The sequence below is a fragment of the Aequorivita sp. CIP111184 genome (assembly GCF_900489465.1).
GTDB lineage: Bacteria > Bacteroidota > Bacteroidia > Flavobacteriales > Flavobacteriaceae > Aequorivita.
In genome coordinates this window covers 227,340-253,873 of the sequence record NZ_UEFQ01000015.1, presented here as the reverse complement: position 1 = coordinate 253,873, position 26,534 = coordinate 227,340, and the positions used below count along the sequence as shown (strand labels likewise).

The window sequence follows — 26,534 nt, the reverse complement described above, 5'->3', positions numbered from 1 at the left end:
TATAGCTAATTGTTTATTGGTTTATAAGCCATCGCCTTAATCTCCACCACCAAATACGGATGCGGCAATTGATGAACGGCAACGGTAGTTCTCGCAGGCCCCGTTTCTTTATTGAAGTATTCTGCATACACTTCATTGTAACCTGCAAAGTCATTCATATTTACCAAAAAGCTGGTTACATCAACCACATCAGCCATCGTGGCGCCTTCTGTGGCGAGGTAATCTTTTATGTTTTCCAACACGGCGCGGGTTTGTTCCCTCACGTCAAAATGCATCGTACCCATTTCGTCCACTTTGTGAACTCCTGCAAAGGTATTGTCTGGCAAACGTGAACTTGTTCCGCTAATAAATATAAAATCGCCCACACGTTTTACGTGTGGGTATGCGCCGCGAGGCGTTGCTTTTCCTTCTACTAAAGTGCTTTTATTGCTCATAAATTAAATGTTTTGTTCGAGCGCAGTCGAGACCCATTCTTTTATATCAGAATTTTGCTGAACATTGACCTCTCGACTGCGCTCGAGGAGACAATTATTTACCCAAACGCCACTTCGTTATCGTGAAGGATGGCTTCGGTTTCTTTTTTAACCAATTCCAGTTTATCTTTTAAAGACATTTTTTCGGTGATTTTTCCGTCGTCCAAAAGATTTAAAATCGCTTTGTCCTGTGCCCTTCCGCGTTTCATTGCTTCGGAATAGGGGATTGATTCCTTAAAGGTAACCAAAGAATATTTGCTGTAATAATCTTGGGGGAATTCTGCTTCGAAAGCGGTTTCCAATTTTCGCTTTTTCTGAAAGATTTCCATTGCGGTGTGTTCTTTCATTTCGTGAAAATTATCCACTGCCAAATCGGCAATAGCATCGGTATCTTTTTTACGAATGTTTTCGTATTCCTTGAAAATTTTGCTCCAATCCTTTTTCTCTTCAGAATTATAATTCTCAAGAATTTCATCAAAAACAACTACGTCTTCAAAAGAGGCATTCATTCCTTGTCCGTAAAATGGAACGATGGCGTGCGCTGCATCACCCAAAAGAAGCACTTTGTTGTAAGCATTCCAAGGTGAACATTTTACAGTGCCGAGTGGTCCTGTTGGGTTATTGAAAAATTCTTCCGAAAGGTTTGGAATCATTTCTACAACATCCGGAAATTCTTTGTTGAAATATTCGTGAACCATTTCGGGTGTTGTCAAATTTGCGAAACAGTAATCGCTGTTTTCATACGGAAGAAAAAGCGTCACGGTGAAACTTCCATCGAGATTTGGCAGTGCAATCAACATATCTTCGCCTCGTGGCCAAATGTGTAAAGCATTTTTATAGGTTCGGTATCCACCATTTTCTGTAGCTGGAATTTCCAATTCTTTATAACCGTGGCTAAGCCATTGCTGCGAAAAACTGAAGAGAAATTTATGGCTATCAAACATACTTTTGCGAACCACCGAACCAGCACCGTCGGTTCCGAAAATTACATCTGCCGTAATGGTGATTTCTTTTTTTGAATTGAAATCCTTAAAAGTAGCCGAAGCATTTTCCAAATCAACATCCTCGCAAGCGTGATTAAAAATGAGTTGCACGTTCGGCAATTTTTCGGCTTCGTCCAAAAGCAACATATTTAATCCCGGGCGAGAAATGGAATTTATGTATTCGTCTTTTCTACCGCTGTACGGACTCAAAAAAGTGTTTCCAGCTTTATCGTGAATCATGCGCCCGTTCATTGGAATGCACTGTTTTTTTGCTTGTTCCTCAACACCTGCAAGTCTCAAACCTCGCAGACCGCGATCACTCAAAGCTAAGTTTATGGAACGTCCAGCATCTTGGGTAATTTTTCGCAAATCGGGTCGTTTTTCTACAAGAGTTACTTCAAAACCCCGTTGTGCCATTCGCAATGCCAGTAGGCTTCCACATAGGCCGGCGCCGATTATAAGTATATTTTTTTTATTTGTCATTTTAGTTTGCAACTATTTTAGGAGTGTTTCCTTTGTTCAGTTTTCTAATCCAATATATTATATAAGTTCCGCCAATGATTCCGGGAATAAACCAACCGTAATAACTGGGAAAAATATCATTTACAACTACAAAGGCCGTAACTGCAGCAATGTAGCCACCTGTCATATTTCCCAAATGTAATTTTAGCCAATTCTTGTGCAGCTTTTCAATATTTTGGTACATTCTTAGGTTTCTTAAAGCGAAAATTAAACCCGTTAGTCCAAAAACCGTGAGTACAATATTTATTACACCTTTTTCCAATAGGGGATAAAGAATCATCCCGAAACCAACAATAACCATTATCCAGGAAATTATTTTTTCAATTTTCAATTTTACATTTCTTCTTTTAAAACGGAGACTTCTGTAACCGATAAGTAAAAAATAAATACTGAAAATTCCTATTGAAAACAGAAATGGACTATGGTGTTTTGGCAAAACAGAAATTAATAACGCAACTATTGCTGAAGCCAACATTGTAAAATAAAAAATGATTCCTGATTTTTTATGAATTTTACCGCCCTTTTTTGAAACTAAGGCGAAAAACCCAAATAATAGTGCAATTCCTCCAAACCCTGCGTGGATCAATATTAAGATTTGAGTGAATTTTTCTAGTTCCATTTAATAGTTTTAAACAGTCAATACATTTTTTAATTTTTCTGAAAATTTAAAAACATCTTCAAAACTATTGTAAAGTGGGGCAGGGGCAACACGAATTACATCAGGCTCGCGCCAATCGCTTATTACACCAGCTTCAGTAAGTTTTGTGTGTAAATTTTTATCTGCATTCTTCACCTGAATTGAAAGTTGGCAGCCGCGTTCTGCAGGATTTCGTGGTGTTATAATTTTAATTGAATCGTTTTTCATTTCGTCCAATAGAAATTCCAAGTAACCTGTAAGTTTTTCAGATTTTTTTCGAAGGTTTTCAAAACCTGCTTCGGCAAAAGTATCCAATGATGCACGAATAGCCGCCATTGAAAGTATTGGCGGATTGCTGAGTTGCCAGCCTTCAGCGCCGGGTAGTGCATCAAATTCATGGCGCATATTGAAGCGTGTTTTCTTATTATGTCCCCACCAACCTGCAAAACGATTTAGTTTTTCATTGTTTTCATGACGTTCGTGAACGAAACAACCGCCCAAACTTCCGGGTCCGCTATTTAAATATTTGTAGGTACACCAAACGGCGAAATCGGCTCCAGTTTCATGCAGATTTGGCTGAATATTGCCAGCGCCATGAGCCAAATCAAAACCTACCGTGCAATTGTAGCTGTGTCCGAGTTCTGTAATTTTTTTAAGCGGAAATGATTGCCCCGTGTAATAATTAGTGCTACCAATCATCAACAAAGCAATTTCGTCTCCGTGATTTTTCATTATTTCTTCTAGATCTTCAAAACGGCAAAGTTCTTCACCTTTTCTAGGTTTCCACAGAATTAAACCCTCTTTTGGATCTATTCCGTGAAATTTCAGTTGACTTTCCACTGCATACTTATCAGAAGGAAATGCGTCGCTTTCAACCACAATTTTATATTTGGTTTTTGTGGGCTGATAAAACGAAACCATCATTAAGTGAAGGTTAGTTGTAAGTGTATTCATTACAACCACTTCCGAAGGTTTCGCACCCACAATTTTCGCCATATTTTCTGCTAAAAATTCGTGATAGGGGAGCCAAGGGTGTTTTCCTTCAACGTGACCTTCTACCCCATATTTCGCCCAACCTGCCAAAACTTCCTGAATATATTCGGAAGTTATTTTTGGTTGCAAACCGAGCGAATTTCCGCAGAGATAGACCAGTTCCTCGCCATTATCGTTTTTTGGAATGTGGAATTTATTTCTGAATGATGCCAATGAATCCTTGGCATCTTGTTTTTTTGCGTAATCTAAAGTGTTTTGGAACATGCGGGTGAGTTAAATATTTTCGCCTTTTCACAAAAATAGGAATTAATATTCGTTTAATTTGTAGCACCATATCCAAACTTCTGAGTTGTTGGATACTGAGTATTAAATTTGAATCGATGTTTCGAAAATTACTTTTAATCTTTTTCTTCTCGCTGTCGGGTACACTATTTTCCCAATCTGTTGCGCGCCAATGGAATGAAGAGGTTTTAAACGGTATTAGAAATGATTATGCACGCCCTACCATTCACGCGAGAAACTTATTTCACTCTTCTGTAATTATATATGATATGTGGGCGGTTTTTAATGAACAGGCTGATACATATTTTCTCGGAAAAACGGTTGATGGTTTTAATTGTGAATTTGATGGGTTTGAAACCGATGATTCTTCTTCCGATGCACAAAAGAAAGCTATTAGTTATGGTGTCTATAGGTTGATGCAACATCGTTTTGCAAATTCACCGGAAGCTTCAGAAATTATGGATTCTATAGATTCTCTAATGGATAATTTAGGTTTTGACAAAAATTATTCAGACACGAATTATCACAATGGAAACCCTGCGGCTTTAGGAAATTATATGGCTCAGAAGATTATTGAATTTGGATTACAGGATGGATCCAATGAGGCAAATAACTACACCAACGAATTTTACGAACCATTAAATGAGCCTCTGAATATGGATATCTCGGGGAATCCTGATTTACAATTTCCAAATAATTGGCAACCTTTAAAAATTGAAGCTTATGTTGATCAAAGCGGACATACAATTCCTGGTGGGCAACCTCCTTTTTTAAGTCCTGAATGGGGGAAAGTTGCTCCTTTTTCTTTAAAAGAGGAAGATAGGACTATTTACAATGTTCCAGGTTATGACTTTTGGGTATATCACGATCCGGGACTACCTTGTTTTATTCAAGATGATATGGGAATAGAGGATGCTTATAAATGGAATTTTTCCTTAACTGCCGCTTGGGGTGCGCATCTTAGTCCTGCAGATAGTGTAAAACTAGATATTTCACCAAGAAACAATGGGAATTTGAGCATGGATTTATACCCACAAACACTTCAGGAATATAAAAATTTTTACAATTTTGAAGAAGGTGGGGATCCAAGTCACGGTAGGGAAATTAATGGCATTACTGGTGAACCATATCAACCACAAATGGTTTATAGAGGCGATTATACCAGAGCATTGGCTGAATTTTGGGCAGATGGCCCTAATAGTGAAACTCCACCCGGACATTGGTTTGTTTTACTAAATTATGTTAGTGACCATCCGTCAACGGTTAAAAAGTTTAAAGGTTCTGGACGCATTTTATCTGATTTGGAATGGGACGTTAAAAGTTATTTTATTTTGGGCGGCACGATGCACGATGTGGCTGTGAGTGCTTGGGGAATAAAAGGTTATTATGATTTTATCCGACCGGTGAGTGCCATTCGCTATATGGGCGACCAAGGGCAATCCAGCGATCCTAATCAACCAAGTTATAGTCCTCATGGATTACCTATTATTTCTGGTAGAATTGAAATCATAAAAGAAGGAGATTCATTGGCTGGAAATTTCAACGAAAATTTGGGCAAAATGAAACTTTACACTTGGCGAGGTCCAGAACATATTGTGAATCCAAATATTGATGAAGCGGGAGTGGGGTGGATACTTTCTTCGGAATGGTGGCCGTATCAGCGTCCTTCTTTTGTGACACCGCCTTTTGCTGGCTATATTTCTGGGCATTCCACATTTTCCCGTGCGGCTGCTGAAGTGATGACGATGCTAACAGGAAGTGAATATTTCCCTGGAGGAATGGGAACTTTTGATATTGAAAAAAATGAATTTTTGGTATTTGAGGAAGGTCCCAGCAAAAGTTTTCAACTGCAATGGGCTACTTATAGAGATGCTTCTGATCAGTGCAGTCTTTCCCGAATTTGGGGCGGAATCCATGTTCCCGTGGACGATATTCCCGGACGTATTATTGGAAAAGAAATAGGGCTCGAAGCATTTTCATTTGCCGAAAAATATTTCACAGGTGAAATTGCCAAAAATGGCGTGGTTTTTCCAAATCCTGCGGATGCAAAAATTACAGTACTTTTCAGAACCGATAGAAATTTTGAAGCTGTGATTTTCGATATTTTGGGAAGAGAAGTGCTTTCTTCCACTACAAATTTCAACACAAATAATGAGTTTGAAATGAACGTTTCAAGTTTGCGATCAGGTTTGTATTTTTTCAGTTTACGGGACGGAAAGAAAAAAGTGTGGACTCAAAAACTTCTGAAAAATTAGTTATCTATTTATTTTTTCACTGAAATATTTGTGAAATACAACTTGAAATTCCCAGTGCTATCCTTATGCGTTTTTGCAATTTCAAGTCCGCTAAAATTCTCGTAGTCTTCCCAAGTCGTAGACATTGAAGGTTTTTCCGCATTCCCCTGTCTGTAATTCCACTCCTTAATTTTATAATTCTTGTCATAGAAAAAATCATAAGCATCTCCGGGGGTGTAACCACCGTCGTTTCCATAAACAATTGTCAATTGATCTAAAGTATCTTTGGAGATTGGTGAAACAGCACCTTCCTTATCAGAAAAAGTGATTCCGTCATCCCACATTAATTGATAAGGCGCAAGCAGCCAATATTTATCATTTATGAACGCTCCATCTGTTTTCATAATTAAGCTATCCATTTTCGAACGATTATAACTGACTGTGTCTTTGGCAGAAATCATTGTAACATCTCCAGTATTCGGTTTCCAAATCCACGAGCGGTCAAAATGGTTTTCACCACGATCTACATTAAATGTGAAAGCTATTTCTGAAACGTTTTTCCACTCATCAAAACCATTGGCTCGAGCAATTTTCGCTGCAGTTGTTTCGGCCACTACAATACTATCAGTAGGAGTGTCGTACATATTTGTATTACTGTTTTTCTTTGAATTGCAAGAAAAAAATATCGCCACAATGAATATTGATAAAAGTGTTTTCATAAAGATATATTCTTAAAAGAAATGTTGGTTTTATCTTGTAAAGATACTTAAACCCGTACGTTTTAATATAATTCGTATTTTTAAAGAAAAAATTATGGATTTAAAAATAGAAGACAACAAATCAAAAAACCAATTTGAAACACACGTTGAGGGGAAAGTAGCCATTATTGCTTACGAAAAAGATGGCAATACGTTAAAACTAATTCATACCGAAGTACCCGAATCTTTGGAAGGAAAAGGAATAGCTTCCCAGATGTTAAAGAAAGTTTTGACTACAATCTCAGACTCTGGATATAAAGTGGATCCAGTATGCCCATTTGTAAAAAGCTATATAGAAAAGCATTCTGAATGGCAATCGTTACTGAAATCAAAATAAAAAAAATCGCTCCTAAATTTTAGGAGCGATTTTTTTTTCATATAATAGAAAAAATTAATCTACAGCGTCTTCAATATCGTCTGCTACGTCTTCTATCTTATCACCGACTGTTTTTTTCTCACGGCAGCTTGTAAAGCTTGTGCTCATAAGCCCCGCAGCGAATAAAATTAAAAATACTTTTTTCATGTTTTAAAGTTTTAAATGGTTGATAATTAATTTTTAAAGAAATTATGGTCTACGTCCAGTTGCCAATCTGTATAAAATACCAATAATAGCCAAGACTAATAAAATGTGAATTAAACTTCCAACAGCCTCTCCGAAACCGAAGTAGCCTACTAGCCATCCTATAATAAGGAGTACTACAATTAACCAAATGATGTCACCCATAATAATAAGTTTTTTAAAGTTAGTGTGTTTAAAACTACAACAAAAGCTCACATCTCTCCATTTTTTTAACCGATGTTTAACGAAATTGGTAAAAAAATATGAATATTGTTAGTAATAGTATTTTTTGCGTTAATTTTCTTTTTAAATATTAAAAATGAAATTATGAATCATCTAGAAAAATTTGAGATCAATAGAAATACTTGGAATACCAAGGTAAATATTCATGCAAAAAGTGATTTTTATGATTTGGAAAATTTTAAAAAAGGAAAATCTTCTCTAAATAAATATGAATTAGATTCATTGGGAGATACATCAAGCAAGAGCCTTTTACATCTTCAATGTCATTTTGGGCAAGACACATTGAGCTTAGCGAGAATGGGAGCCAAATGTACTGGGGTTGATATTTCTGAAGAAGGAATAAAGCTGGCAAAACAATTAAACTCTGAATTAATGCTCGACGCAAGTTTTGTATGCTGTAACGTTTTGGATACTTCAAAATATATATCAGAAAAATTTGATATTGTATTTACAAGTTATGGCACTATAGGCTGGTTGCCAGATTTAAAACCTTGGGCAAAAATGATTTTAGAAAGATTGAAGCCTGGAGGTTTCTTTTATATAGTAGAATTTCATCCCATTGCTTGGATGTTTGATTATACCGTTTCACCACCAATAATGAAATATGGCTATCAACAAAAGGAAGCTATTTATGAAGAATACGAAGGAACTTATGCCGATAAAGATTCAAAAATGATAAGCAAGGAATATGGCTGGAACCACAGTTTGGGCGAAGTTATTTCTTCACTTTCGGAAGCAGGACTTCATATTGAATATTTAAAGGAACACGATGCCTCGCCGTATGATATTTTTCCGGAATTGGTGAAAAACGCAGAAGGTATGTTTGAGATGCCGAATAAAATGTATCCTTTGATTTTTGAAGTCAAGACAAAAAAAACCTGACAAACTTTTAAGATTTGTCAGGCTAGTATTAGATTTTTTTATTAATGACTTTCCGTTTTCTTTAAAAGCTCAGGAAATTTTTGTTTAAACTTATTGATTCGGGGAATAGAAACATTTTGAATATATGGATTCTCTGGATTGTTCTTCTCATAATTTTGATGATAGTTTTCCGCATCCCAAAATTTTTGGAAAGGCAAAACCTGCGCTGCAACTTTATCTCCGTTCAGTTCTTTGTTTAGTGCGGCAATCTTTTCATCAATTATTTTCTTTTCAGAATCGTTTTGATAAAAAGCAATGGAACGATATGATTTACCGTGGTCTGGCCCTTGACCATTAACTTGTGTTACGTTTTGTGAGCCTAAATACACATCAATAAGTTGACTGAAACTAACTACTTTAGGATCGTAAATAACTTCTACTGCTTCAGCATGGTCTCCGTGGTTTTCGTATGTTGGGTTTTGCATTGTTCCACCACTGTATCCTGAAATGGCTTCCTTAACGCCAATTACACTTTCATAAACCGCCTCAACACACCAGAAACAGCCACTTGCAAAATAGGCACGTTCTAGCCCATTTTGAGTTTCGGTCTGTATGGGAGTTTGTTCTTTTTGTGCAATATTTTCGGCTTCTTTGTTTTTGTCGTTAGATGGTTTGCAGGCTCCTTGCAATGTAAACAGAAAGATGCTGGCAACTAAAATTGTGTATTTTTTCATATTAATATGTTTTAGCGAATAAGTCTATATATTTTAAAGAACCTTTCAATTAAGATATAAAAAAAGCCTTCACTATATGTGAAGGCTTTTTTTAATTGATATTTTTTGCTTATTTAAGTTTAGTGAACATGGCTTCCATCTTTTCGCGTTCTTCGTTAGCAAGATCTGGATCTACTAAGATTCGGCCACTATGCTCATCAGTAATTATTTTTTTACGACCCGCAATTTCCATTTGTACCTGAGGTGGAATGGTAAAGAAAGAGCCACCAGATGCTCCACGCTCCACGGCTACAATAGCAAGACCGTTCTTTACATTAGTACGGATTCTTTTATACGCTTTTATTAGACGTGGCTCAATTTGAGATTCGAAACTATCAGATTGCTTTATAAGCGTTTGCTCTTCTTTTTCGGTTTCTTTTAATATCTCGTCCAGCTCACTTTGTTTATGTTTCAAGTGTTCTGAGCGTTCGTCAAAACGAGATTTTGTTTCTTCGATAACTTGATTTTTTTGCTCTATCTGGGCGCGATATTCTTTTATGTTCTTTTCAGCAAGCTGAATTTCAAGTTCCTGAAATTCAACTTCTTTACTCAAAGAGTTGTATTCACGATTGTTGCGAACATTATCTTGCTGTGTAGAATATTTCTTGATAAGTCCTTTAGACTCTTCAATATTGTTCTTTTTTTCCTTGATTTGGTCTTCAATTACTTCAAGATCCGCTTTCAGTTTTTCAAGACGGGTATTCATACCTGCCACTTCGTCCTCAAGATCTTCAACTTCCAACGGAAGTTCGCCGCGAACGCTTCTTATTTCATCAATTCTTGAATCAATAAGCTGCAGGTCATACAAGGCTCTTAACTTCTCTTCAACAGTAACTTCGGTTTTTGTTGCCATAAATTATAAATAGCTAATAGGATTGGTATTTGTTTGTGATAAAAGGACTGCAAAATTAGTAATTTTTTTCTTAAGGAAAGAATGTAAAAGGTCTTTTGTGTACTGTTCACTTTCATAATGTCCAATATCCGCCAAAAGTATAGTGTTTTCGGCCTTAAAGAAATCATGATATTTTAAATCTGCCGAAATAAATGCGTCTGCTCCGGCTTTTTTTGCTGCTTCAATGGCAAAACTTCCGCTTCCGCCGAGCAAAGCAACTTTTTTAATTGGTTTTTTTAGAAATTCTGAATGCCGAACACAATCTGTTTTCATGGTTTTTTTCAGAAATTGTAAAAACTCCTTTTCGTCCATCGCTTTTTCAAATTCGCCAATCATTCCCATGCCCAAATGCTGATTTTGGTTTTCAAGCGTGGTTATTTCATATGCAACTTCTTCATAGGGGTGCGTTTCAAAAAGTGCTTTCAAAATATTACTTTGAAGATGTTTTGCAAATGTTACTCCAAGCTGTGTTTCTTCTTCAAAATGAATTTCCCCTTTTTTACCAATTACAGGGTTGGAATCTTCATTTCCTTTAAAGCTACCTTTTCCCTCAATATTAAAACTGCAATTTTCATAATTACCAATATTTCCAGCACCTGCAGCAAAAAGTGCGTTTCTAACATTTTGCGCATCTTTGGAAGGAACAAAAGTGATCAGTTTTTTTATTGTTTCATTTTGGGGAATTAATACCGCACGATTTTTTAATTCAAGTTTTTCGCAAATCATTGCATTCACTCCGTTCCACGAATTGTCCAACGCGGTGTGATTTGAAAATATGGCGATGTCGTGCTTTATTGCTTTTTGAACGACACGCTCCACATAGGTTTTTCCAGTGATTTTTTTCAAACCTGAAAAAATAATAGGATGAAAGCTCACGATGAGGTTGCATTTTTTTTCAATAGCTTCATCTACCACTTTTTCCAAAGTATCCAGCGTTACCAATATTCCCGAAACTGTAGCGTTCGCATCTCCAACAAGGAGGCCTGTATTGTCAAAATCTTCAGAATAGGAGAGTGGCGCGAGTTCTTCAAGCAGCGCAATGACTTCTTTTACCTTCATTTTTTTACATTTTCAGTAAAGATAACAGTTTGTGGAATTTTTACGGACTTCTAATTTTATTTTAAAGTAATCACAGTTTTCTGTGGAATTAGTACTTTCGTTAAATGAACTTGCTTCGAAAATTACTTTTTCCATTTTCTTTGTTGTACGGCGGCATTACTGCACTTCGCAATTTTTTTTACAATACCGGTATTTTAAAAAGTAGGTCTTATAATTTTCCGGTTATCTGCGTGGGAAACCTATCTACTGGTGGGACTGGAAAATCGCCTATGATTGAGTTTTTGGTTTCCTTTTTAAAAAGCAATCATCAACTAGCCATATTAAGCCGTGGTTACAAGCGAAAAACAACAGGGTATCGAGAAGTTTTAAAATCAAGTGTTGTTGAAGAAGTGGGAGATGAACCGCTTCAGTTTAAGCAAAAATTTCCTGAAATTAGTGTAGCAGTTTGCGAAGATCGCCAAACTGGAATTGAAAAGCTTCAAAATGCGGCGGATGTAATTTTGCTCGACGATGCTTTTCAGCATAGAAAAGTGGAAGCTTCACTTAATATTTTACTCACTTCCTTTGGTAAATTGTACAGCAACGATTGTATGCTACCAACGGGAAATCTCCGCGAACCAAAGAGCGGTGCAAAAAGAGCAGACATTATTGTTGTTACAAAATGTCCAGAAAACATCAGTGATTCTGAAATTAAAACTATAAAACGAAAGTTAAGACCAAAAGGGCACCAACAAATTTATTTTTCAAAAATTGGTTACGGCGCTCAAATTATGAACACAAAGCAAGTGAAGCCACTTAATTATTTAATTGATAAAGAATTTCTTTTAGTGACGGGGATTGCAAATCCAAAACCGTTGGTTGTTTTTTTAAATAAGGAAGGATTGAATTTTGACTCAAAATCTTATCCAGACCATCATAATTTTACTGCTTCAGAAATTGAGGAATTAAAAAAACATCCGCTAATACTTACTACCGAAAAAGATTTTATGCGATTGCAAGGGCTGACAAGCGCTACTGAAATCTACTTTTTGCCAATAAAAACTATTATTTTAAACAACGCAGAAGCTGAATTTAAAAAAAGAATTGAAGAAGAAATGGTGAAATAATTATTTTACCATGAAATCACTGTTGCGAAGTACCCTATTTATTTTTTCGAAAAAATCCTCAGCGTTAAATGGTTTTGGAATAAATTCATTGAAACCTGCTTTGTAAAAATCCTCCAAATTTTCTTCAATCGTAATAGCTGTAAGGGCAATAATGGGAACGGTTTTATTAAACTCCCGAATTTTTTTGGTTGCTTCAATTCCACTTATTCCTGGCATGTGGATGTCCATTAAGATTACATTGAAATCTCCTTCTTTCGCAAGCTTAATAGCGTCCATTCCATTGTCCACCACGGTACATACCATTTTCTTCTTCTCAAGAATTTTTTTGGTAATCATTTGGTTAATCTTGTTGTCTTCTACAATCATCACCGATTTGTTTTCAAAAATATCATTTTCAACAACAACTTCAAGTTCATTTATAGGTTTAACAACGCCATCTGTTTCAGAAATATCATAATTTATATTGAACCAAAACTTGGAGCCTTCGCCTAGTTTACTTTCCAAAAATATTTTGCTTCCCATCAACTCCAAAAGGTTTTTCACAATGGAAAGACCAAGCCCGGTTCCGCCATATTTACGATTAATTTGAAGAGAACCTTGAGAGAAAGATTCAAAAATAGTATTTTGCTTTTTCTTTGAAATTCCATCACCGGTATCTTCTACCTCAAAATGCACAACAACCTTTTTCGCGTTCTTTTCAGCATTTTGGATTCTAATCCAGATATCTCCGTTTTCAGTAAACTTTATGGAGTTGCTAATAAGGTTAATGAGAATCTGCGAAATTTTAAGTGAATCACCCAAAACTTCATGGGGTAATGTAGGGTCATATTCGTAATGGATATTGTTGTTTTTTACTTCTGCAGATTTTTTTAACGCTATCAAAACTCCGTCAATCCGTTTTTTCAAATTAAATGGTGCTTTTTCAATTTCCACTTTATTTGCCTCCAGTTTGTTGAGGTCTAAAATGTTATTAATTAGCGATAAAAGATATTCTCCAGAAAATTTAAGTGAATTGAGATGCTCTTTTTGTTCGGGTTTTGGATCTTCTTCCAAAAGAAGGTGCGTTAAGCCAGTAACAGTATACATTGGGGTTCGCAACTCGTGTGTTATTGTTGAAAGAAACTGCGCTTTGGCTTGTGAAGCTTTTTCGGCATTTTCCTTGGCTTCTTGCAGTTCAGTATTTTTGTCCTGCAAAAGCTCGTTTGCTTTTGCTCTTAAATTATTGTTTTTATAAAGCGAAAGGGTTAAAAGTGATAGAATCAAAATTAGGGCAATACTTAGCCAACCTGTAAGTTTTCCGAAAAAAAGTGATTTGTCCTGCTTCCGTAAATCGTCCTTCTGAGAGGCTATAATTTGGTTAAGATCTCCAATTGAAGATTTTACCTGTATGCCTCGTTCAATTGCTTTTAGGTTAATTTGGCGCAGCGAATCTTTTTGGGTAAGATAATATTTAAGCTCTGCTTCTGCCTTAGAGCCCATTTTCTGTGCTATCAAAATCTGTGAATTGATTCGATGGTTCTCAACCAATAATTTTGAAAAGCCTTGCGACTCTGAAATTCCAGTAACAGTTTGTAGTAGCCCTTTTGCTTCTTGCAAGGGGCTTTTATAGCTTATTGGGTCTATAAGTGAAAGTGCATCTGCAATGCTACTGTAGGCACTCACTTCTTGAAAAAGCATTCCTTGTTCCTTAAAACTTTGTGCGGCAGGTTTTAAATTTGAAATGGCTTTGTCGTAATTGCCAAGTCTAATTTCTAATAATCCCTTGCTGTAAAGAACGTTTGCTCTACTATTTTCATCTTTCAAATCTATATAGATTGAATCGGCTTTGTTCAGGAATTTTTCAGCTTTTGCAGTTTGTCCTTTTGAAATAAGAATTAGCCCATAAAGATTATAGGCCTTACCAAGTTTATAATAGTTTTTGTAAGTTTCACCGTTTTCAATTGCTTTTTCAGCTTCTTCAATTGCTTTGTCAAAATATTCCAAGTTATAAAAAAGCTCTGCTATACTGATTTCTACATCTGCTTTATAGCTTTTATATTTTGGGAGCATTGCCAGTTTGTTGGCATCGTTTAAACTTTGAACTGCTTCCATAAAATTCTCAGTCTCCAACGCCTTTGAAGCGTTATACTGCAATTGTTTTATGGTTACAATGGTATCCTTTATTTGGCTTGGGAAAGATTTAACTGAAACCAGCAAACACAAAATTAGGGGCAAGAGAATCTTGTATTTTAGTATTGGTAGGTACATCGGTTAGTTTAAAAGGGCAATAAATATAGTTATTTCACGGAAATTCTATCGATTAAATCAATAATTCTGGAGGAATAACCAATTTCATTGTCATACCAGCCAATAATTTTCACCATTTTTCCAATCACAGAAGTCATTCCCGAATCAAAAATGCAAGAATGTGTATTGCCTACAATATCTATAGATACAATTGGGTCTTCGGTGTATTCTAGTATTCCTAACAGTGAATTTTCTGAAGCTTTTTTGAAAGCGTTGTTTATTTCTTCAATGGTCACTTTCTTTTTTACATTAAGTGTAACGTCTGTCAATGATCCATCTGGTACAGGAACTCGGATGCCGCAACCGCCAATTGAATGTGCTAGTTGTGGAAATATTTTAGTCAATGCTTTTGCCGCTCCAGTTGTGGTCGGCACAATAGACTGACCCGCAGCACGCGCCCGCCGAAGATCACGGTGAGGTTGGTCGTGCAAACTTTGGTCTGTTGTATATGAGTGTACTGTTGTTATATATGCTTGTTCAATACCACAGAGTTCGTTGATTATTTTCAGCATGGGCGCTGCATTGTTGGTGGTGCAGGACGCATTGGAGATAATAGTGTCTTCGGGCTTTATAATTGAATCATTCACGCCAAGAACTACTGTTTTTATATCGTCATCTAAAGGCGGAACAGAAAGTATAACTTTTCCAGCTCCATTCTTTAAATGATTTTCTAGCTGTGCTCGGCTTTTAAATTTACCAGTACTTTCCACAACCACATCCACTTTTCCCCACCGGATATCTTCAATATTCTTTTCTGAGGAAAATCTTACCTTTTTTCCAGCAACGGTAATTTCGTTTTCGGAATATAAAATTTCTTCATTCAATACCCCGTGAATACTATCGTATTTTAAAAGATGGCGTAATGTTTTTGTATCGGCCAAATCGTTTACTGCTACCACTTCAATGGAAGGATGGTTAAGCAATAGCCTGAAAAGATTTCGTCCAATACGGCCAAAACCATTAATGCCGACAGTTATCTTTTTGTCCATTTCTGAAATAGTATTTAGGTAAGATGTTTTTGCGCTTTATACGATGAACGCACCAAAGCACCACTTTCCACGTGGCGGAAGCCCATTTCTAAGCCTAAAGTTTCATATTTTTTAAACTGTTCAGGAGTAATAAATTCTTTTACAGGAAGATGTTTTTTGGAAGGCTGTAGATATTGACCAATGGTCAAGATATCCAAACCAACGTTTCTTAAATCTTCCATGGTTTGTAAAACCTCTTCTTCTAGTTCTCCCAGTCCGAGCATAATGCCACTTTTGGTACGGGGCATTCCAGCTTGTTTTAAATAATTTAGAACTTCAAGACTGCGTTCGTATTTTGCTTGTATTCGCACTTCCCGCGTTAGGCGTTTCACGGTTTCCATATTGTGGCTTACTACTTCAGGTTTTACCGCAATTATTCGATCTATATTTCTGGTGTTTCCCTGAAAATCTGGAATCAAAGTTTCCAAAGTAGTTTCTGGGTTCATCCTGCGGATAGCCTTTACGGTTTCTGCCCAAATGATGGAACCCATATCTTTTAAGTCGTCACGGTCAACAGAAGTTACAACCGCGTGTTTAATTTTCATTATTTTAATGGAGCGCGCAACTTTTTCGGGTTCGTCCCAATCCACAGTTTCGGGCCGTCCAGTTTTAACGCCGCAAAAGCCGCAGGAACGGGTGCATATGTTTCCTAAAATCATAAAAGTTGCCGTTCCTTCGCCCCAGCATTCGCCCATATTTGGGCAACTGCCAGAGGTACAGATAGTGTTCAATTTGTATTTGTCCACCAAGCTGCGCAGTTCAGTGTATTTTTTTCCCGTGGGAAGCTTAACGCGTAACCATTTTGGTTTTGGTTGGGGTTTTTGAAGTTCCAATGTTTCTGTGCTCATAAGGGAAACAAAAGTACGAAAACCAAATACGAAATATGGAATACAAAATAGGAAATACGAGGTGGAAAATAAAAAATACGAAATGAAAAGCAGAAATAGGTAATACAAAATTTAGGAGTAGTTTCCGTAAGCCTAACCTTTCTGCGTAATAATTTCGGCAAGCAGTTTTCGCGCCCTAAGCAACCTTACTTTTACGTTGTTTAAAGGTTCTTCCAGCGTTTCAGAAATGTCGTTATAGCTCATTTCTTGAAAATACCGAAGGTTTATTACTTCTTGATAATGTGGTTTTAACTGTTTTATGTATTGTAGCAATTCTGCCAAATTTTGTTCGGTTATCAGTTTATCTTCCGGTGTGGGAGAGTGGTCTACAATTTTTTGAACCTGTTCGTTGGAAGTGTCGGTAGTATTAATATAAATAGAAGCATTTTTTTTTCGGGTTTTGTCTATTTGGATATTTTTTGAAATAGCGATGAGCCATGTAGAAAAAGTATAGTTTTCATCAAAAGTCTCTATCTTGTCAAATGCTTTCGCGAAAGCTTCAATGGTTATATCTTCAGCTTCAAGTTCGTTTCGAACCCTTTTCACCTGAAACCCGTAAACCTCATTCCAATAATAATCGAGCAAAAATTTGAAAGCGTCCTGCTTTCCTTTTTTTGCCTTTTGTATATGAAACACTATTTCTTCTGAAGTTATTTCCATTGCGAGTTTTTTTCGCCGCTGTTGGAAATAAAGATACTTAATTGTGTGAAGATTAAAAACAATTCATAAAAAGGAATCAGCGGGACCAAGTCTGCTTCTTTTAGTTTTTTCGCCGCATTACCAATAATTATATATTGAAATAGAATTCTTATAAAAATAATGCCGAGTCCAAAAATCCAAACATTGGTGAATAAAATTATAGCAGCGAGCAGCCAAAAAAGAAAATTAAAAATATAATAAACACCCAACATAAAGCGGTGTTTGGGTTTGTAAAGTTTAGCAGTGGAATAATGTCTTTTTTTCTGAAGGAGCCATTTCTTCTTTTTCGTTTTTGGAAGCGAATACGTAAATCCTTCCGGGTCAATACAGATTTCGGTGTTTCCTGAGGTTGCGGCTTCGTTCACAAAAAGATCGTCATCCCCCGAAGGGATTTTTATGTGGCTCATAAAACCTTTATTTTCATAATAAAGATTGCTTGTGTAGGCTAAATTACGACCCACGCCCATATAAGGATTACCTGCTTTAGCATACGAAAAATACTGCACAGCAGTCATCAATGTTTCAAACCGGATAATTTTATTTAAGAAACCGGGTTGTTTTTCATAAGCGCCATAGCCCAAAATAAGTTGTTTTTCATCTGAAAAATTAGATGCCATGGTTGCCAGCCATTCATTTGATGCTGGGTAGCAGTCTGCATCTGTAAAAAGAAGTCGTGTATTTTTTGAGCGTTTAATACCTAAAGTTAAAGCGTATTTTTTATTTCCCCAAAAAGCTTCGTTGTTCTTTACGTTTACAACTTGTATTCTTGGATCATTTTCGGCGAAAGATTCAATTACTTCCAGTGTCTCATCAGCAGAAGCATCGTTAATGAGGATAAGTTCATAGTTTGGATAGTTCTGTTTTTGCCAAAGCGGAATGTGTTTTTGGAGATTTTCCGCTTCATTTTTAGCACAGATAATAAGTGAAACGGGATATTTTTCCGAAATTATTTTTTCTGAAGGTTTTAAAAATGAAAATTTCGAAAAGAGAATATAATAAACACAATTAATCAACGCGACTGCGCCGAAAATGTAAAGTAGCACCATAAGCAATTACTATTGTAGATTTTAGATTTGCTATTTGGAATTTGAGGCTTCCGAGTTAGAATTTTCGCCGCTACATGTATCAAACTGGTCCGGTGTTTTTCCGCAAAAACCACAAGCTTGACCTTCTTTATTCAAAAAAGGACTTTGACTAGCGCAGGTTCCAGCAAATTTTCCGTCTTTCTTTGCCCAGAGTTTAATGGCAATTCCAGCGACACTAAGCAGCAATAATACTAATGTTATAAGTAAAAGTTTCATCTTTATGTTTTAAAGTGCAAAAATACGATCTTTCTTATTGTTGTGCATGTATTTTAAGTATTTTTAGCCCCGATTTTAAATATTTTAACGATGCAAAAACTATCTACTTTTTTACTGATTTCAACATTCACATTTTTAATTGTTTCTTGTAAAAATGAAGCAAAAACAGAGAAAATGGAAAACGCCAATGTGGAAGTCGCTGAAAAGGCAGTAGTGAAAAGAGCTGAGAAGAGGGATTTGACCGCAGCAGATATAGAAGAAATAAATAGTGTAATGTCTCGAGTTATGACTACTCCAGAACTTAAAAAGTACGCGAGCTACATTGTAACAGCAAAGTTGGCAGATATGCTTTCTACGGGAAAAGGGTCTTATACTGTATTTGCTCCATCCAATGCTGCAATTGAATCTTTAACTGTTAAACAGAAAAAGTTTTATGCAACTCCTGAAAATATAGCAAAACTTGAAGAAATGGTGAAATCTCACATTGTTGAGGGAACAATGGATAAAGAGAATTTGCTGAAAGCTATTGATAAAAACGGGAAAGTGAAGTTGAAAACACTTGGAGGTATTACTTTAACAGCTTCCAGAGCTGGTGATAATATTTCAATTTCTGACGCAAAAGGCGGAAAAGTTAGTATCGTGAAAGAAGATATTTTGGGATCAAACGGAGTGGTTTTTGTTGTAGATGGAGTGATGAACGCGAACTAAAAAACGTTCACCTCGGGTTCAATATAAATTCCAGTTATTTCCTTTACCTTTTTTTGGATGTCCATTGCAAGTTGCCAAATTTCTTTGCCTGTTGCGTTACCGTAATTAACTAAAACCAACGCTTGATTTTTGTGAACGCCCGCATCTCCAAAACGCTGTCCTTTAAAACCAGCTTTTTCAATTAACCAACCAGCTGGAATTTTAAATTCTGTAGGAGAAACTTCAAAAAATGGAGCTTCGGGAAAATTTCTTCGGAAATTCTGAAATGTTTCTGAATCAACCACTGGATTTTTAAAGAAGCTACCGCTGTTTCCCAACACTTTCGGATCGGGAAGTTTTGACTGGCGAATGGCAATCACTGCTTCGGAAATATCTTTAATTGTTGGAGTTTCAATATTCTTTTCAGCTAAATTCTTCTGAATATCCCCATAGGAAATTCTGGTCTTGTGATCTTTTTTAGTCAGTCTGAAGTTGACGCTTGTAATGATGTATTTCCCTTTTGCTTCATTTTTGAAGATGGAGTTTCTGTAGTCAAAAGCACAATCGGTTTTTGTGAACTCCCGCTCTTTTAAAGTTTCAATTTCCACTGTATTGCAACTGTAAAAGGTGTCTTTCAGTTCCACGCCATATGCGCCAATATTTTGAATGGGTCCCGTACCAACGTTTCCTGGTATAAGTGAAAGGTTTTCCAAACCGCCAAAATCCTTCGCGATACAATATTGAACAAACTCGTGCCAGTTTTCACCAGCCATTGCTTTTACTAAAACTTCGGTTTCGGTTTCTTGCAGGATTTCAATTCCCTTTAAATTTATGTGAAGTACAAAAGTACTCAAATCACCTGTCAGCAACATATTGCTGCCGCCGCCAAGAATAAAAAGATCTTCGGAAAGTTTTTCGGAAAGAGCTTGTTTTAGTTCTTCAATTGTATTGACAGAAACAAAATAACGGGCATTGCTGGCTATTCCAAAAGTATTGTAATTTTTAAGCGATTTGTTTTCTTCAATTCGCATCAATCCTTATATTTTTGAAGCGCAATTTTTAGAATTTCAACTGCCCGAACAAGGCTTTCTTTTTTCAAAACATAAGCAATGCGAACTTGATTTAAACCCATTCCGGGACTGGAATAAAATCCAGCTGCAGGAGCAACCATAATGGTTTCGCCGTTATCATCAAAATCTTCCAAAAGCCACTGTGCAAATGCATCACTGTTTTTTATGGGAAGTTGAACTATGCAATAAAACGCACCTTTTGGCTCACCTACTTGAACGCCAGGAATGGCTTTTAAAGCAGCTACTAGCGTATTTCTCCTGTCTTGGTATTCAACAATTACTTCGTCAAAATAACTTTGTGGAGTTTGTAAGGCCGCTTCACTCGCAATCTGAGCAAATGTTGGAGGGCTTAATCGAGCCTGAGCAAATTTTAAGGCGGTAGCAATTACCTGTTTGTTTTTTGAAACCAAACAGCCAATGCGTGCGCCACACATACTATATCTTTTGGAAACTGAATCGATTATAATTCCGTAATCAGCTAAGCTTTCTTCTTCAAGAATTGAATAATGCTCATAACCATCATACGTAAATTCGCGATATACTTCATCTGCTACTAAAAACAAATCGTGTTTTTTTACGATTGCAGCCAAGGTTTGAATTTCTTCTTTTGAATACAGGTATCCAGTAGGATTTCCGGGGTTACAAATAAGGATAGCCTTGGTTTTTGGGGTAATCAGTTTTTCAAATTCTGAAATAGGAGGCAAGGCAAAATTATCTTCAATCTTTGAAATAACAGGAACAATCTTTATCCCTGAAGCAGTAGCAAAGCCGTTGTAATTTGCATAAAATGGTTCGGGAATAATTATTTCGTCATCTTCATCTGCAATACTTCCCATTGCAAACAAAAGAGCTTCGCTACCGCCAGTGGTAACGATAATGTCATTTGCTTCAACAGGAATATTATTTTTATGATAATAGCCTGCTATTTTTTCGCGATACTCTTGAGAGCCCTCAGAGCGTGTATACGCCAAAATCTCTAAATTATGGTTTGCCACTGCATCCATCGCAATTTCTGGCGATTTAATATCAGGTTGACCAATGTTTAAGTGATAAACGGTCTTATTTGCTTTATAGGCTTTTTCGGCGTAGGGAACCAGTTTGCGGATAGGTGATTCCGGCATGTTTTTCCCTTTGTTTGAAACTGAAGGCATAGTGAATTTGTTTGTGGCAAAGTTGCAAAATATATTTTATAAATCCTTCTTGGTGATAACAACATTAAGCTTTTTTTTATATCTTCAATTGAATTCATAATAATTTTGAAAACTTTGCGAAAACAGCTCTTTTATTGCTTCTTTTTTTGCTTTTCGATTTCTCTTATTGCACAATCTGGTTTTTTGCTCCAGAACAATAAAAATAAGGATCGAATTCCTTTTCGGTTAGTGAACAATTTACCAATAGTTGAAGTGGAAATTAATGGAACTCCGCTTTCTTTTATTTTAGATACGGGTGTAAAGTCTACGATACTTTTCAGTTTGGAAGAGGCGGATAGTCTTCAGCTACGCAATACCTCGCCTGTACTTCTTCAAGGTCTTGGTTCTGGAGGCTCCGTAGAAGCATTGAAGAGCTTGAACAATAAAATCCGTTTGGGTAATGCAGTTGATAGCGATCACGCTCTCTTCATAATTTTTGACAGCACGCTTAATTTTTCGCCAAGAATGGGCATTCCAATCCATGGTATATTGGGTAATGAATTTTTTCAGAATTTTATTGTTAAAATTAATTACTCTGCAGAAATAATAACGATTTATGATCCTATAAAATATCCATTAAAAGCGTGTAAAAAATGTGAAGAATTACCATTAAATTTTGTTGGAAGCAAACCCTATATTTCCTTAAAGATTGCTTCTGAAAACAATCAGTATGAGGTTACGCTTCTGGTTGATTCTGGCTCCAGTGATGTAATGTGGCTTTTTGAAGACCATGATTTTATTATAGAATCGCCCAGTAATTATTATGAAGATTTTTTGGGTCTTGGCCTTAGTGGGAATATTTTTGGAAAGCGTGCAAGAGTTCCCGAGATTATCATTGGAGATTACCATTTAAAAGAAGTGAACACATCCTTCCCCGAAGAGGATGCAATAATGAAAGCTCGCTATTATGAAGATCGCGACGGTAGTTTGGGCGGTGGTTTTTTGAGTAGATTCACCATAACTTTTGATTATAGGAACAAAAAAATTCGCTTAAAGAAAAATCATACTTTTAAAGACCCCTTCAATTATAATATGAGCGGAATTACTTTAGAACATGAAGGGATGGAACTTGTAAAAGAAGAGAAACAGGCTAGTGTAAATTCAAATAGGGGAAATCCAAGTGAAAGCTTAACAATGAACAGTATTTCAGTAACTACTGAGCTTCATTTTTCATTAGTGCCAAAATATATTGTTGCAGATGTTCGTGAAGGATCTCCAGCTGCTTTGGCAGGAGTTCAAAAAGGTGATGAGGTTATAACGATCAACGGAAAACCGTGTTACGAATATAAACTCTATGAGCTGATAAAAATGTTTTCAACTGATGAAGGAAAAAGAATTTCGATGGAATTAAAAAGAGGGGCTTATTTCAATAAAGTAAAATTTTTTCTCAAAAGTGTATTTTAAAAAAAAACGGCTGAAAGCAATTTGCTTTCAGCCGTTTTTTATTTAATGTAAAGTTTTTAGCTTTTTTCCAGCACGCTAGAAGTGTCGTTCATTACTTCACCTTTTATTTTTAAGGCCAACATAGGTTCGCTGGCATTAGAATAAACGGTAACTGTTTTTCTGATTGGACCGACACGGTTTGTATCATACTTAACTTGAATAGTGCTGCTAGCGCCAGGTGCAATGGGACCGTCCGGTTTTTTCGGGACAGTACAGCCACAACTAGATTTTACATCACTAATAATAAGGGGAGCATCTCCTGTGTTAGTGAATTCAAATACACGAACGCCATCACTACCTTTTGCAATAGTACCGTAATCAACGGTGTCGTCCTTGAAACTGATTTTTGCTTGTTGCGCCTGAGCGGCAAAACCGATAAAGGCAACAAGAGCCATAAGAGCTAATTTTTTCATGATTTTGTGTTTTTAATATTGCTAAAGTATATAACTTTTGAACAACGAGCAAAATAACTTATTCACTTTTATTATCCTTTAGTTATAATTACTTTTGCAACTCATTACACAAATACCAGACCAAAGTATGGCTTTAGAAGCAAAATATAATGCAAAAGAGATTGAGAATAAGTGGTATAGCTACTGGATGGAAAATAAATATTTCCACTCAGAAGTTGATGAAAGAACGCCATACACCATCGTCATTCCACCGCCAAACGTTACGGGAGTTTTGCATATGGGCCACATGCTCAACAATACTTTACAAGATGTTTTAATTCGTCGCGCACGTTTACAGGGCTTTAACGCTTGCTGGGTGCCGGGTACCGATCATGCTTCTATTGCAACTGAAGCAAAAGTTGTTTCAAAATTAAAAGTCGAAGGAATTAATAAAGCGAACCTTTCCCGCGAAGAGTTTTTAGAACACGCTTGGGAATGGACACATAAACACGGTGGAATTATTCTAGAACAGTTGAAGAAACTTGGAGCTTCCTGCGATTGGGAACGAACCAAATTCACCATGGATGAAGATATGTCAGCCTCCGTTATAAAGGTTTTTGTGGATTTGTACCGAAAAGGAAACATTTATCGCGGTTATCGCATGGTCAATTGGGATCCCCAGGCAAAGACCACGCTTTCTGATGAAGAGGTGATCTATGAAGAAAAACAAGGTAATCTCTATTACCTAAATTATAAAATTGAAGGTAGTGATGAAACATTAACAATCGCTACCACACGTCCCGAAACCATTTTGGGAGATACAGCAATATGTATAAACCCAAATGATGAACGTTTTGCACATCTTCGCGGAAAAAAAGCCATTGTTCCAGTTTGCAATCGTGTAATACCTATCATTGAGGATGAATATGTTGATATTGAATTCGGGACGGGATGTCTAAAAGTAACTCCCGCACACGATGAAAACGACAAGATGCTGGGCGACAAGCACAATCTTAAAATCATAGATATCCTGAATGACAACGGAACCTTGAACAGTTTTGGCCTTCATTACGAAGGCAAAGACCGTTTCGTGGTTCGTAAGGGAATAGTAAAAGAGCTTGAAGAAATGGGCGTGGTTTCAAAAATTGAAACCCATATGCACAAAGTTGGTACAAGCGAGCGTACTGGTGCAGTAATAGAGCCAAAACTCAGCGATCAATGGTTCCTTAAAATGAAAGACCTTGCACAGCCTGCTTTAGATGCCGTGCTTGAAAAAGAGGTGCATCTTTTCCCAGAAAAATTCATAAATACATACCGCCACTGGATGGAAAACGTGCGCGATTGGAACATTTCCCGCCAACTTTGGTGGGGACAACAAATCCCAGCGTATTTCTATGGTGATGGAAAAGAGGATTTCGTAGTTGCTGAAAATATTGAGGAAGCACTTCAACTTGCAAAAGAAAAAACCAGCAACCAACAACTAACCACCGCAAGCCTAAAACAAGACCCAGATGCCTTGGACACTTGGTTCTCTTCATGGTTATGGCCCATTAGCGTTTTCAATGGAATCTTAGAGCCAGACAACAAAGAAATTAATTATTATTACCCAACTAACGATCTCGTTACGGCCCCCGAAATATTATTTTTCTGGGTAGCAAGAATGATTATTGCTGGATACGAATACCGAAACGAAAAACCGTTCACAAATGTTTACTTAACGGGAATCGTACGTGATAAACAACGTAGAAAGATGAGTAAATCTTTAGGAAACTCTCCTGATCCTATAGATTTAATGAACGTTTACGGCGCCGATGGTGTACGTGTAGGAATGCTTTTAAGCTCACCTGCAGGAAACGATTTAATGTTCGATGAAGACCTCTGCAAACAGGGGAGTGGCTTCGTAAACAAAATCTGGAACGCCTATCGTTTAATTGATGGTTGGGAAGTTGACCTAGAAAAAGAGCAGTCACAAAGTGATATAATCGCTCTGCAATGGTACCGAAGTAAGTTCCAAAAAAACCTAGCTGAAATTGAAGATCATTACAGCAAATACCGTATAAGCGACGCTTTAATGTCAACCTATAAGTTGGTGTGGGATGATTTCTGTTCTTGGCTTTTAGAAATGGTAAAACCACCTTTCGGCGAAAAGATTTCAGAAAAAACCTATTTGGAAGTAATCTCTGTATTAGAAGATAATTTAAAAGTATTACACCCTTTCGTTCCCTTTATTTCTGAGGAAATTTGGCAACACATCACACAACGTGATATTTCCGAAGCCTTGATAATTGCTGAATGGCCAAAAATGGAATCTTTTGACGAAAAAATTATTAAAGACTTTGAATTCGCTTCTGAGGTAATCTCTGGAATCAGAACAATTCGCAAAGAAAAGAACATTTCTTTTAAAGATACCATTTCTCTTTCTGTATTGAATAACGACAATGCTTCAAAAGAATTTGATGCGGTAATTTCAAAACTCGGCAATGTTTCAGCGTTGAATTACATTTCAGAAAAATTGGATGGCGCCCTCACATTCCGCGTAAAGAGTAACGAATATTTTATTCCAATTGCTGGTGCTATAAACGTAGAAGAAGAAATTGCAAAGCTTTCCGAAGAATTAAAATACACCGAAGGTTTCTTAAGAAGTGTTCAAGGGAAATTAAAAAATGAACGTTTCGTAAGTGGTGCCCCCGAACAAGTTGTAGCTTTAGAAAAACAAAAAGAAGCTGATGCTTTGGCGAAGATTGAAACTTTGAAAGCTAGTCTTCAAGGATTGAAATAATATTTTTTACTGTATTACGGACCTGTTAGATTTTAAAATCTGACAGGTCTTTTAAATTAAAAGCAGTTAAAAATTCTTAATTTATTCTAAAACAAGGTTAATTTATAATTTTTGAAATGTTTTGCCCGTAACTTGTTCAAAAATTAAACTTGTTATGGATCAATCAAAGTATAATGAAATGGAAGCAATGCTTCACAAACTGGAAGATATCAAAAACAGTCAAAAAAGTATTATTGACAAAATTAATCATGTAATCACAGATCTTTTCCAGCACCCAGATAAAGACTTAGAGAAAGCAATGGAAGACGCTCACGAGCGCGCATCAGAAAACGTTGATAAAATTCGAGAAGCTATCGAGGAGTACGAAATAAAATTTAATAAGCAGCAACAGAATTAG

27 protein-coding genes are annotated in these 26,534 nt (G+C 36.5%); 8 read left to right on the top strand and 19 right to left on the bottom strand.

All coding sequences use genetic code 11. The features are described 5' to 3' along the window. Positions 1-5: 5 nt before the first annotated feature. The 4 genes from AEQU1_RS05585 to kynU form a co-directional block, all read right to left on the bottom strand. Positions 6-434: a RidA family protein gene (locus AEQU1_RS05585; protein WP_111879457.1), complete on the bottom strand. Its 429-nt coding sequence runs from the start codon at positions 432-434 to the stop codon at positions 6-8. A gap of 98 nt (positions 435-532) precedes the next feature. After that, a complete protein-coding gene (locus tag AEQU1_RS05580; RefSeq protein ID WP_111879455.1) occupies positions 533-1,939 on the bottom strand; it encodes an NAD(P)/FAD-dependent oxidoreductase in 1,407 nt (468 codons plus the stop codon). A 1-nt stretch (position 1,940) separates the two neighbouring features. Next, positions 1,941-2,597 carry a DUF2306 domain-containing protein gene (locus tag AEQU1_RS05575; RefSeq protein WP_111879453.1) on the bottom strand — a complete coding sequence of 219 codons (657 nt, stop codon included), beginning with the start codon at positions 2,595-2,597 and terminating at the stop codon, positions 1,941-1,943. A gap of 9 nt (positions 2,598-2,606) precedes the next feature. After that, positions 2,607-3,872, bottom strand: a complete 1,266-nt coding sequence (kynU, locus tag AEQU1_RS05570; protein WP_111879452.1) for a kynureninase — start codon at positions 3,870-3,872, stop codon at positions 2,607-2,609. Positions 3,873-3,988: 116 nt separating this feature from the next. Here kynU and AEQU1_RS05565 point away from each other — a divergent pair, with 116 nt between their 5' ends. Further along, entirely contained in the window at positions 3,989-6,145 is a 2,157-nt protein-coding gene (locus tag AEQU1_RS05565) for a T9SS type A sorting domain-containing protein (protein WP_111879450.1), read from the top strand. Between the two features lie 8 nt (positions 6,146-6,153). On the opposite strand, the gene AEQU1_RS05560 is transcribed toward AEQU1_RS05565, so the two are convergent. Further along, positions 6,154-6,843 carry a hypothetical protein gene (locus AEQU1_RS05560; protein WP_111879448.1) on the bottom strand — a complete coding sequence of 230 codons (690 nt, stop codon included), beginning with the start codon at positions 6,841-6,843 and terminating at the stop codon, positions 6,154-6,156. Between the two features lie 94 nt (positions 6,844-6,937). Here AEQU1_RS05560 and AEQU1_RS05555 point away from each other — a divergent pair, with 94 nt between their 5' ends. Then, complete coding sequence (locus AEQU1_RS05555) at positions 6,938-7,219, top strand: GNAT family N-acetyltransferase (protein ID WP_111879447.1); 282 nt, start codon at positions 6,938-6,940, stop codon at positions 7,217-7,219. 54 nt (positions 7,220-7,273) lie between these two features. On the opposite strand, the gene AEQU1_RS16290 is transcribed toward AEQU1_RS05555, so the two are convergent. Further along, positions 7,274-7,405 (bottom strand): hypothetical protein, encoded by a 132-nt coding sequence (locus AEQU1_RS16290; RefSeq protein ID WP_258455150.1) that lies wholly within the window; start codon positions 7,403-7,405, stop codon positions 7,274-7,276. Positions 7,406-7,447: 42 nt separating this feature from the next. Then, positions 7,448-7,606: a lmo0937 family membrane protein gene (locus tag AEQU1_RS05550; RefSeq protein WP_014781235.1), complete on the bottom strand. Its 159-nt coding sequence runs from the start codon at positions 7,604-7,606 to the stop codon at positions 7,448-7,450. Positions 7,607-7,768: 162 nt separating this feature from the next. On the opposite strand from AEQU1_RS05550, the gene AEQU1_RS05545 reads away from it, so the two are divergent. Further along, positions 7,769-8,566 (top strand): bifunctional 2-polyprenyl-6-hydroxyphenol methylase/3-demethylubiquinol 3-O-methyltransferase UbiG, encoded by a 798-nt coding sequence (locus AEQU1_RS05545; RefSeq protein WP_111879445.1) that lies wholly within the window; start codon positions 7,769-7,771, stop codon positions 8,564-8,566. Between the two features lie 41 nt (positions 8,567-8,607). Here the strand turns inward: AEQU1_RS05545 and msrA are convergent, their stop codons facing one another. From msrA to AEQU1_RS05530, 3 genes are all read right to left on the bottom strand, one after another. After that, positions 8,608-9,279: a peptide-methionine (S)-S-oxide reductase MsrA gene (gene msrA, locus AEQU1_RS05540; protein ID WP_111879444.1), complete on the bottom strand. Its 672-nt coding sequence runs from the start codon at positions 9,277-9,279 to the stop codon at positions 8,608-8,610. 109 nt (positions 9,280-9,388) lie between these two features. Further along, positions 9,389-10,171 (bottom strand): zinc ribbon domain-containing protein, encoded by a 783-nt coding sequence (locus tag AEQU1_RS05535; protein WP_111879442.1) that lies wholly within the window; start codon positions 10,169-10,171, stop codon positions 9,389-9,391. 3 nt (positions 10,172-10,174) lie between these two features. Then, complete coding sequence (locus AEQU1_RS05530) at positions 10,175-11,269, bottom strand: Nif3-like dinuclear metal center hexameric protein (protein WP_111879440.1); 1,095 nt, start codon at positions 11,267-11,269, stop codon at positions 10,175-10,177. Between the two features lie 104 nt (positions 11,270-11,373). Here AEQU1_RS05530 and lpxK point away from each other — a divergent pair, with 104 nt between their 5' ends. Next, positions 11,374-12,375, top strand: a complete 1,002-nt coding sequence (gene lpxK, locus AEQU1_RS05525; RefSeq protein ID WP_111879439.1) for a tetraacyldisaccharide 4'-kinase — start codon at positions 11,374-11,376, stop codon at positions 12,373-12,375. On the opposite strand, the gene AEQU1_RS05520 is transcribed toward lpxK, so the two are convergent. The 6 genes from AEQU1_RS05520 to AEQU1_RS05495 form a co-directional block, all read right to left on the bottom strand. Next, complete coding sequence (locus AEQU1_RS05520; protein ID WP_111879437.1) at positions 12,376-14,622, bottom strand: response regulator; 2,247 nt, start codon at positions 14,620-14,622, stop codon at positions 12,376-12,378. It lies immediately after the preceding gene. 29 nt (positions 14,623-14,651) lie between these two features. Continuing rightward, a complete protein-coding gene (gene gap, locus AEQU1_RS05515) occupies positions 14,652-15,650 on the bottom strand; it encodes a type I glyceraldehyde-3-phosphate dehydrogenase (protein ID WP_111879436.1) in 999 nt (332 codons plus the stop codon). A gap of 14 nt (positions 15,651-15,664) precedes the next feature. Next, positions 15,665-16,537 (bottom strand): lipoyl synthase, encoded by an 873-nt coding sequence (gene lipA / locus AEQU1_RS05510; protein ID WP_111879434.1) that lies wholly within the window; start codon positions 16,535-16,537, stop codon positions 15,665-15,667. A 132-nt stretch (positions 16,538-16,669) separates the two neighbouring features. After that, positions 16,670-17,236: an RNA polymerase sigma factor gene (locus tag AEQU1_RS05505; RefSeq protein ID WP_111879433.1), complete on the bottom strand. Its 567-nt coding sequence runs from the start codon at positions 17,234-17,236 to the stop codon at positions 16,670-16,672. Beyond that, on the bottom strand, positions 17,227-18,321 hold the full coding sequence (locus tag AEQU1_RS05500) for a glycosyltransferase (RefSeq protein WP_111879431.1): 1,095 nt from the start codon (positions 18,319-18,321) through the stop codon (positions 17,227-17,229). The genes AEQU1_RS05505 and AEQU1_RS05500 overlap by 10 nt, the downstream gene beginning before the upstream one ends. A gap of 30 nt (positions 18,322-18,351) precedes the next feature. Then, complete coding sequence (locus tag AEQU1_RS05495) at positions 18,352-18,576, bottom strand: membrane or secreted protein (RefSeq protein WP_111879429.1); 225 nt, start codon at positions 18,574-18,576, stop codon at positions 18,352-18,354. A 90-nt stretch (positions 18,577-18,666) separates the two neighbouring features. On the opposite strand from AEQU1_RS05495, the gene AEQU1_RS05490 reads away from it, so the two are divergent. Beyond that, positions 18,667-19,284 carry a fasciclin domain-containing protein gene (locus AEQU1_RS05490; RefSeq protein WP_111879428.1) on the top strand — a complete coding sequence of 206 codons (618 nt, stop codon included), beginning with the start codon at positions 18,667-18,669 and terminating at the stop codon, positions 19,282-19,284. Here AEQU1_RS05490 and murB read toward each other — a convergent pair. Further along, a complete protein-coding gene (gene murB / locus AEQU1_RS05485) occupies positions 19,281-20,294 on the bottom strand; it encodes a UDP-N-acetylmuramate dehydrogenase (RefSeq protein WP_111879426.1) in 1,014 nt (337 codons plus the stop codon). The two genes, AEQU1_RS05490 and murB, sit on opposite strands and share 4 nt — an antisense overlap. Beyond that, a complete protein-coding gene (locus AEQU1_RS05480; protein ID WP_111879424.1) occupies positions 20,294-21,484 on the bottom strand; it encodes a pyridoxal phosphate-dependent aminotransferase in 1,191 nt (396 codons plus the stop codon). Before AEQU1_RS05480 ends, murB begins: the two co-directional genes overlap by 1 nt. A 228-nt stretch (positions 21,485-21,712) precedes the next feature. Between AEQU1_RS05480 and AEQU1_RS05475 the strand changes: the two genes are divergently transcribed. After that, entirely contained in the window at positions 21,713-22,927 is a 1,215-nt protein-coding gene (locus AEQU1_RS05475) for an aspartyl protease family protein (protein WP_146743718.1), read from the top strand. Between the two features lie 56 nt (positions 22,928-22,983). Here the strand turns inward: AEQU1_RS05475 and AEQU1_RS05470 are convergent, their stop codons facing one another. Then, positions 22,984-23,379 carry a DUF1573 domain-containing protein gene (locus AEQU1_RS05470; protein WP_111879421.1) on the bottom strand — a complete coding sequence of 132 codons (396 nt, stop codon included), beginning with the start codon at positions 23,377-23,379 and terminating at the stop codon, positions 22,984-22,986. A gap of 127 nt (positions 23,380-23,506) precedes the next feature. Here AEQU1_RS05470 and AEQU1_RS05465 point away from each other — a divergent pair, with 127 nt between their 5' ends. Together AEQU1_RS05465 and AEQU1_RS05460 are read left to right on the top strand one after the other, a co-directional pair. Continuing rightward, positions 23,507-26,137, top strand: a complete 2,631-nt coding sequence (locus tag AEQU1_RS05465; RefSeq protein WP_111879420.1) for a valine--tRNA ligase — start codon at positions 23,507-23,509, stop codon at positions 26,135-26,137. Positions 26,138-26,291: 154 nt separating this feature from the next. After that, positions 26,292-26,534, top strand: coding sequence for a hypothetical protein (locus AEQU1_RS05460; RefSeq protein WP_111879566.1), 243 nt, complete (start codon positions 26,292-26,294; stop codon positions 26,532-26,534).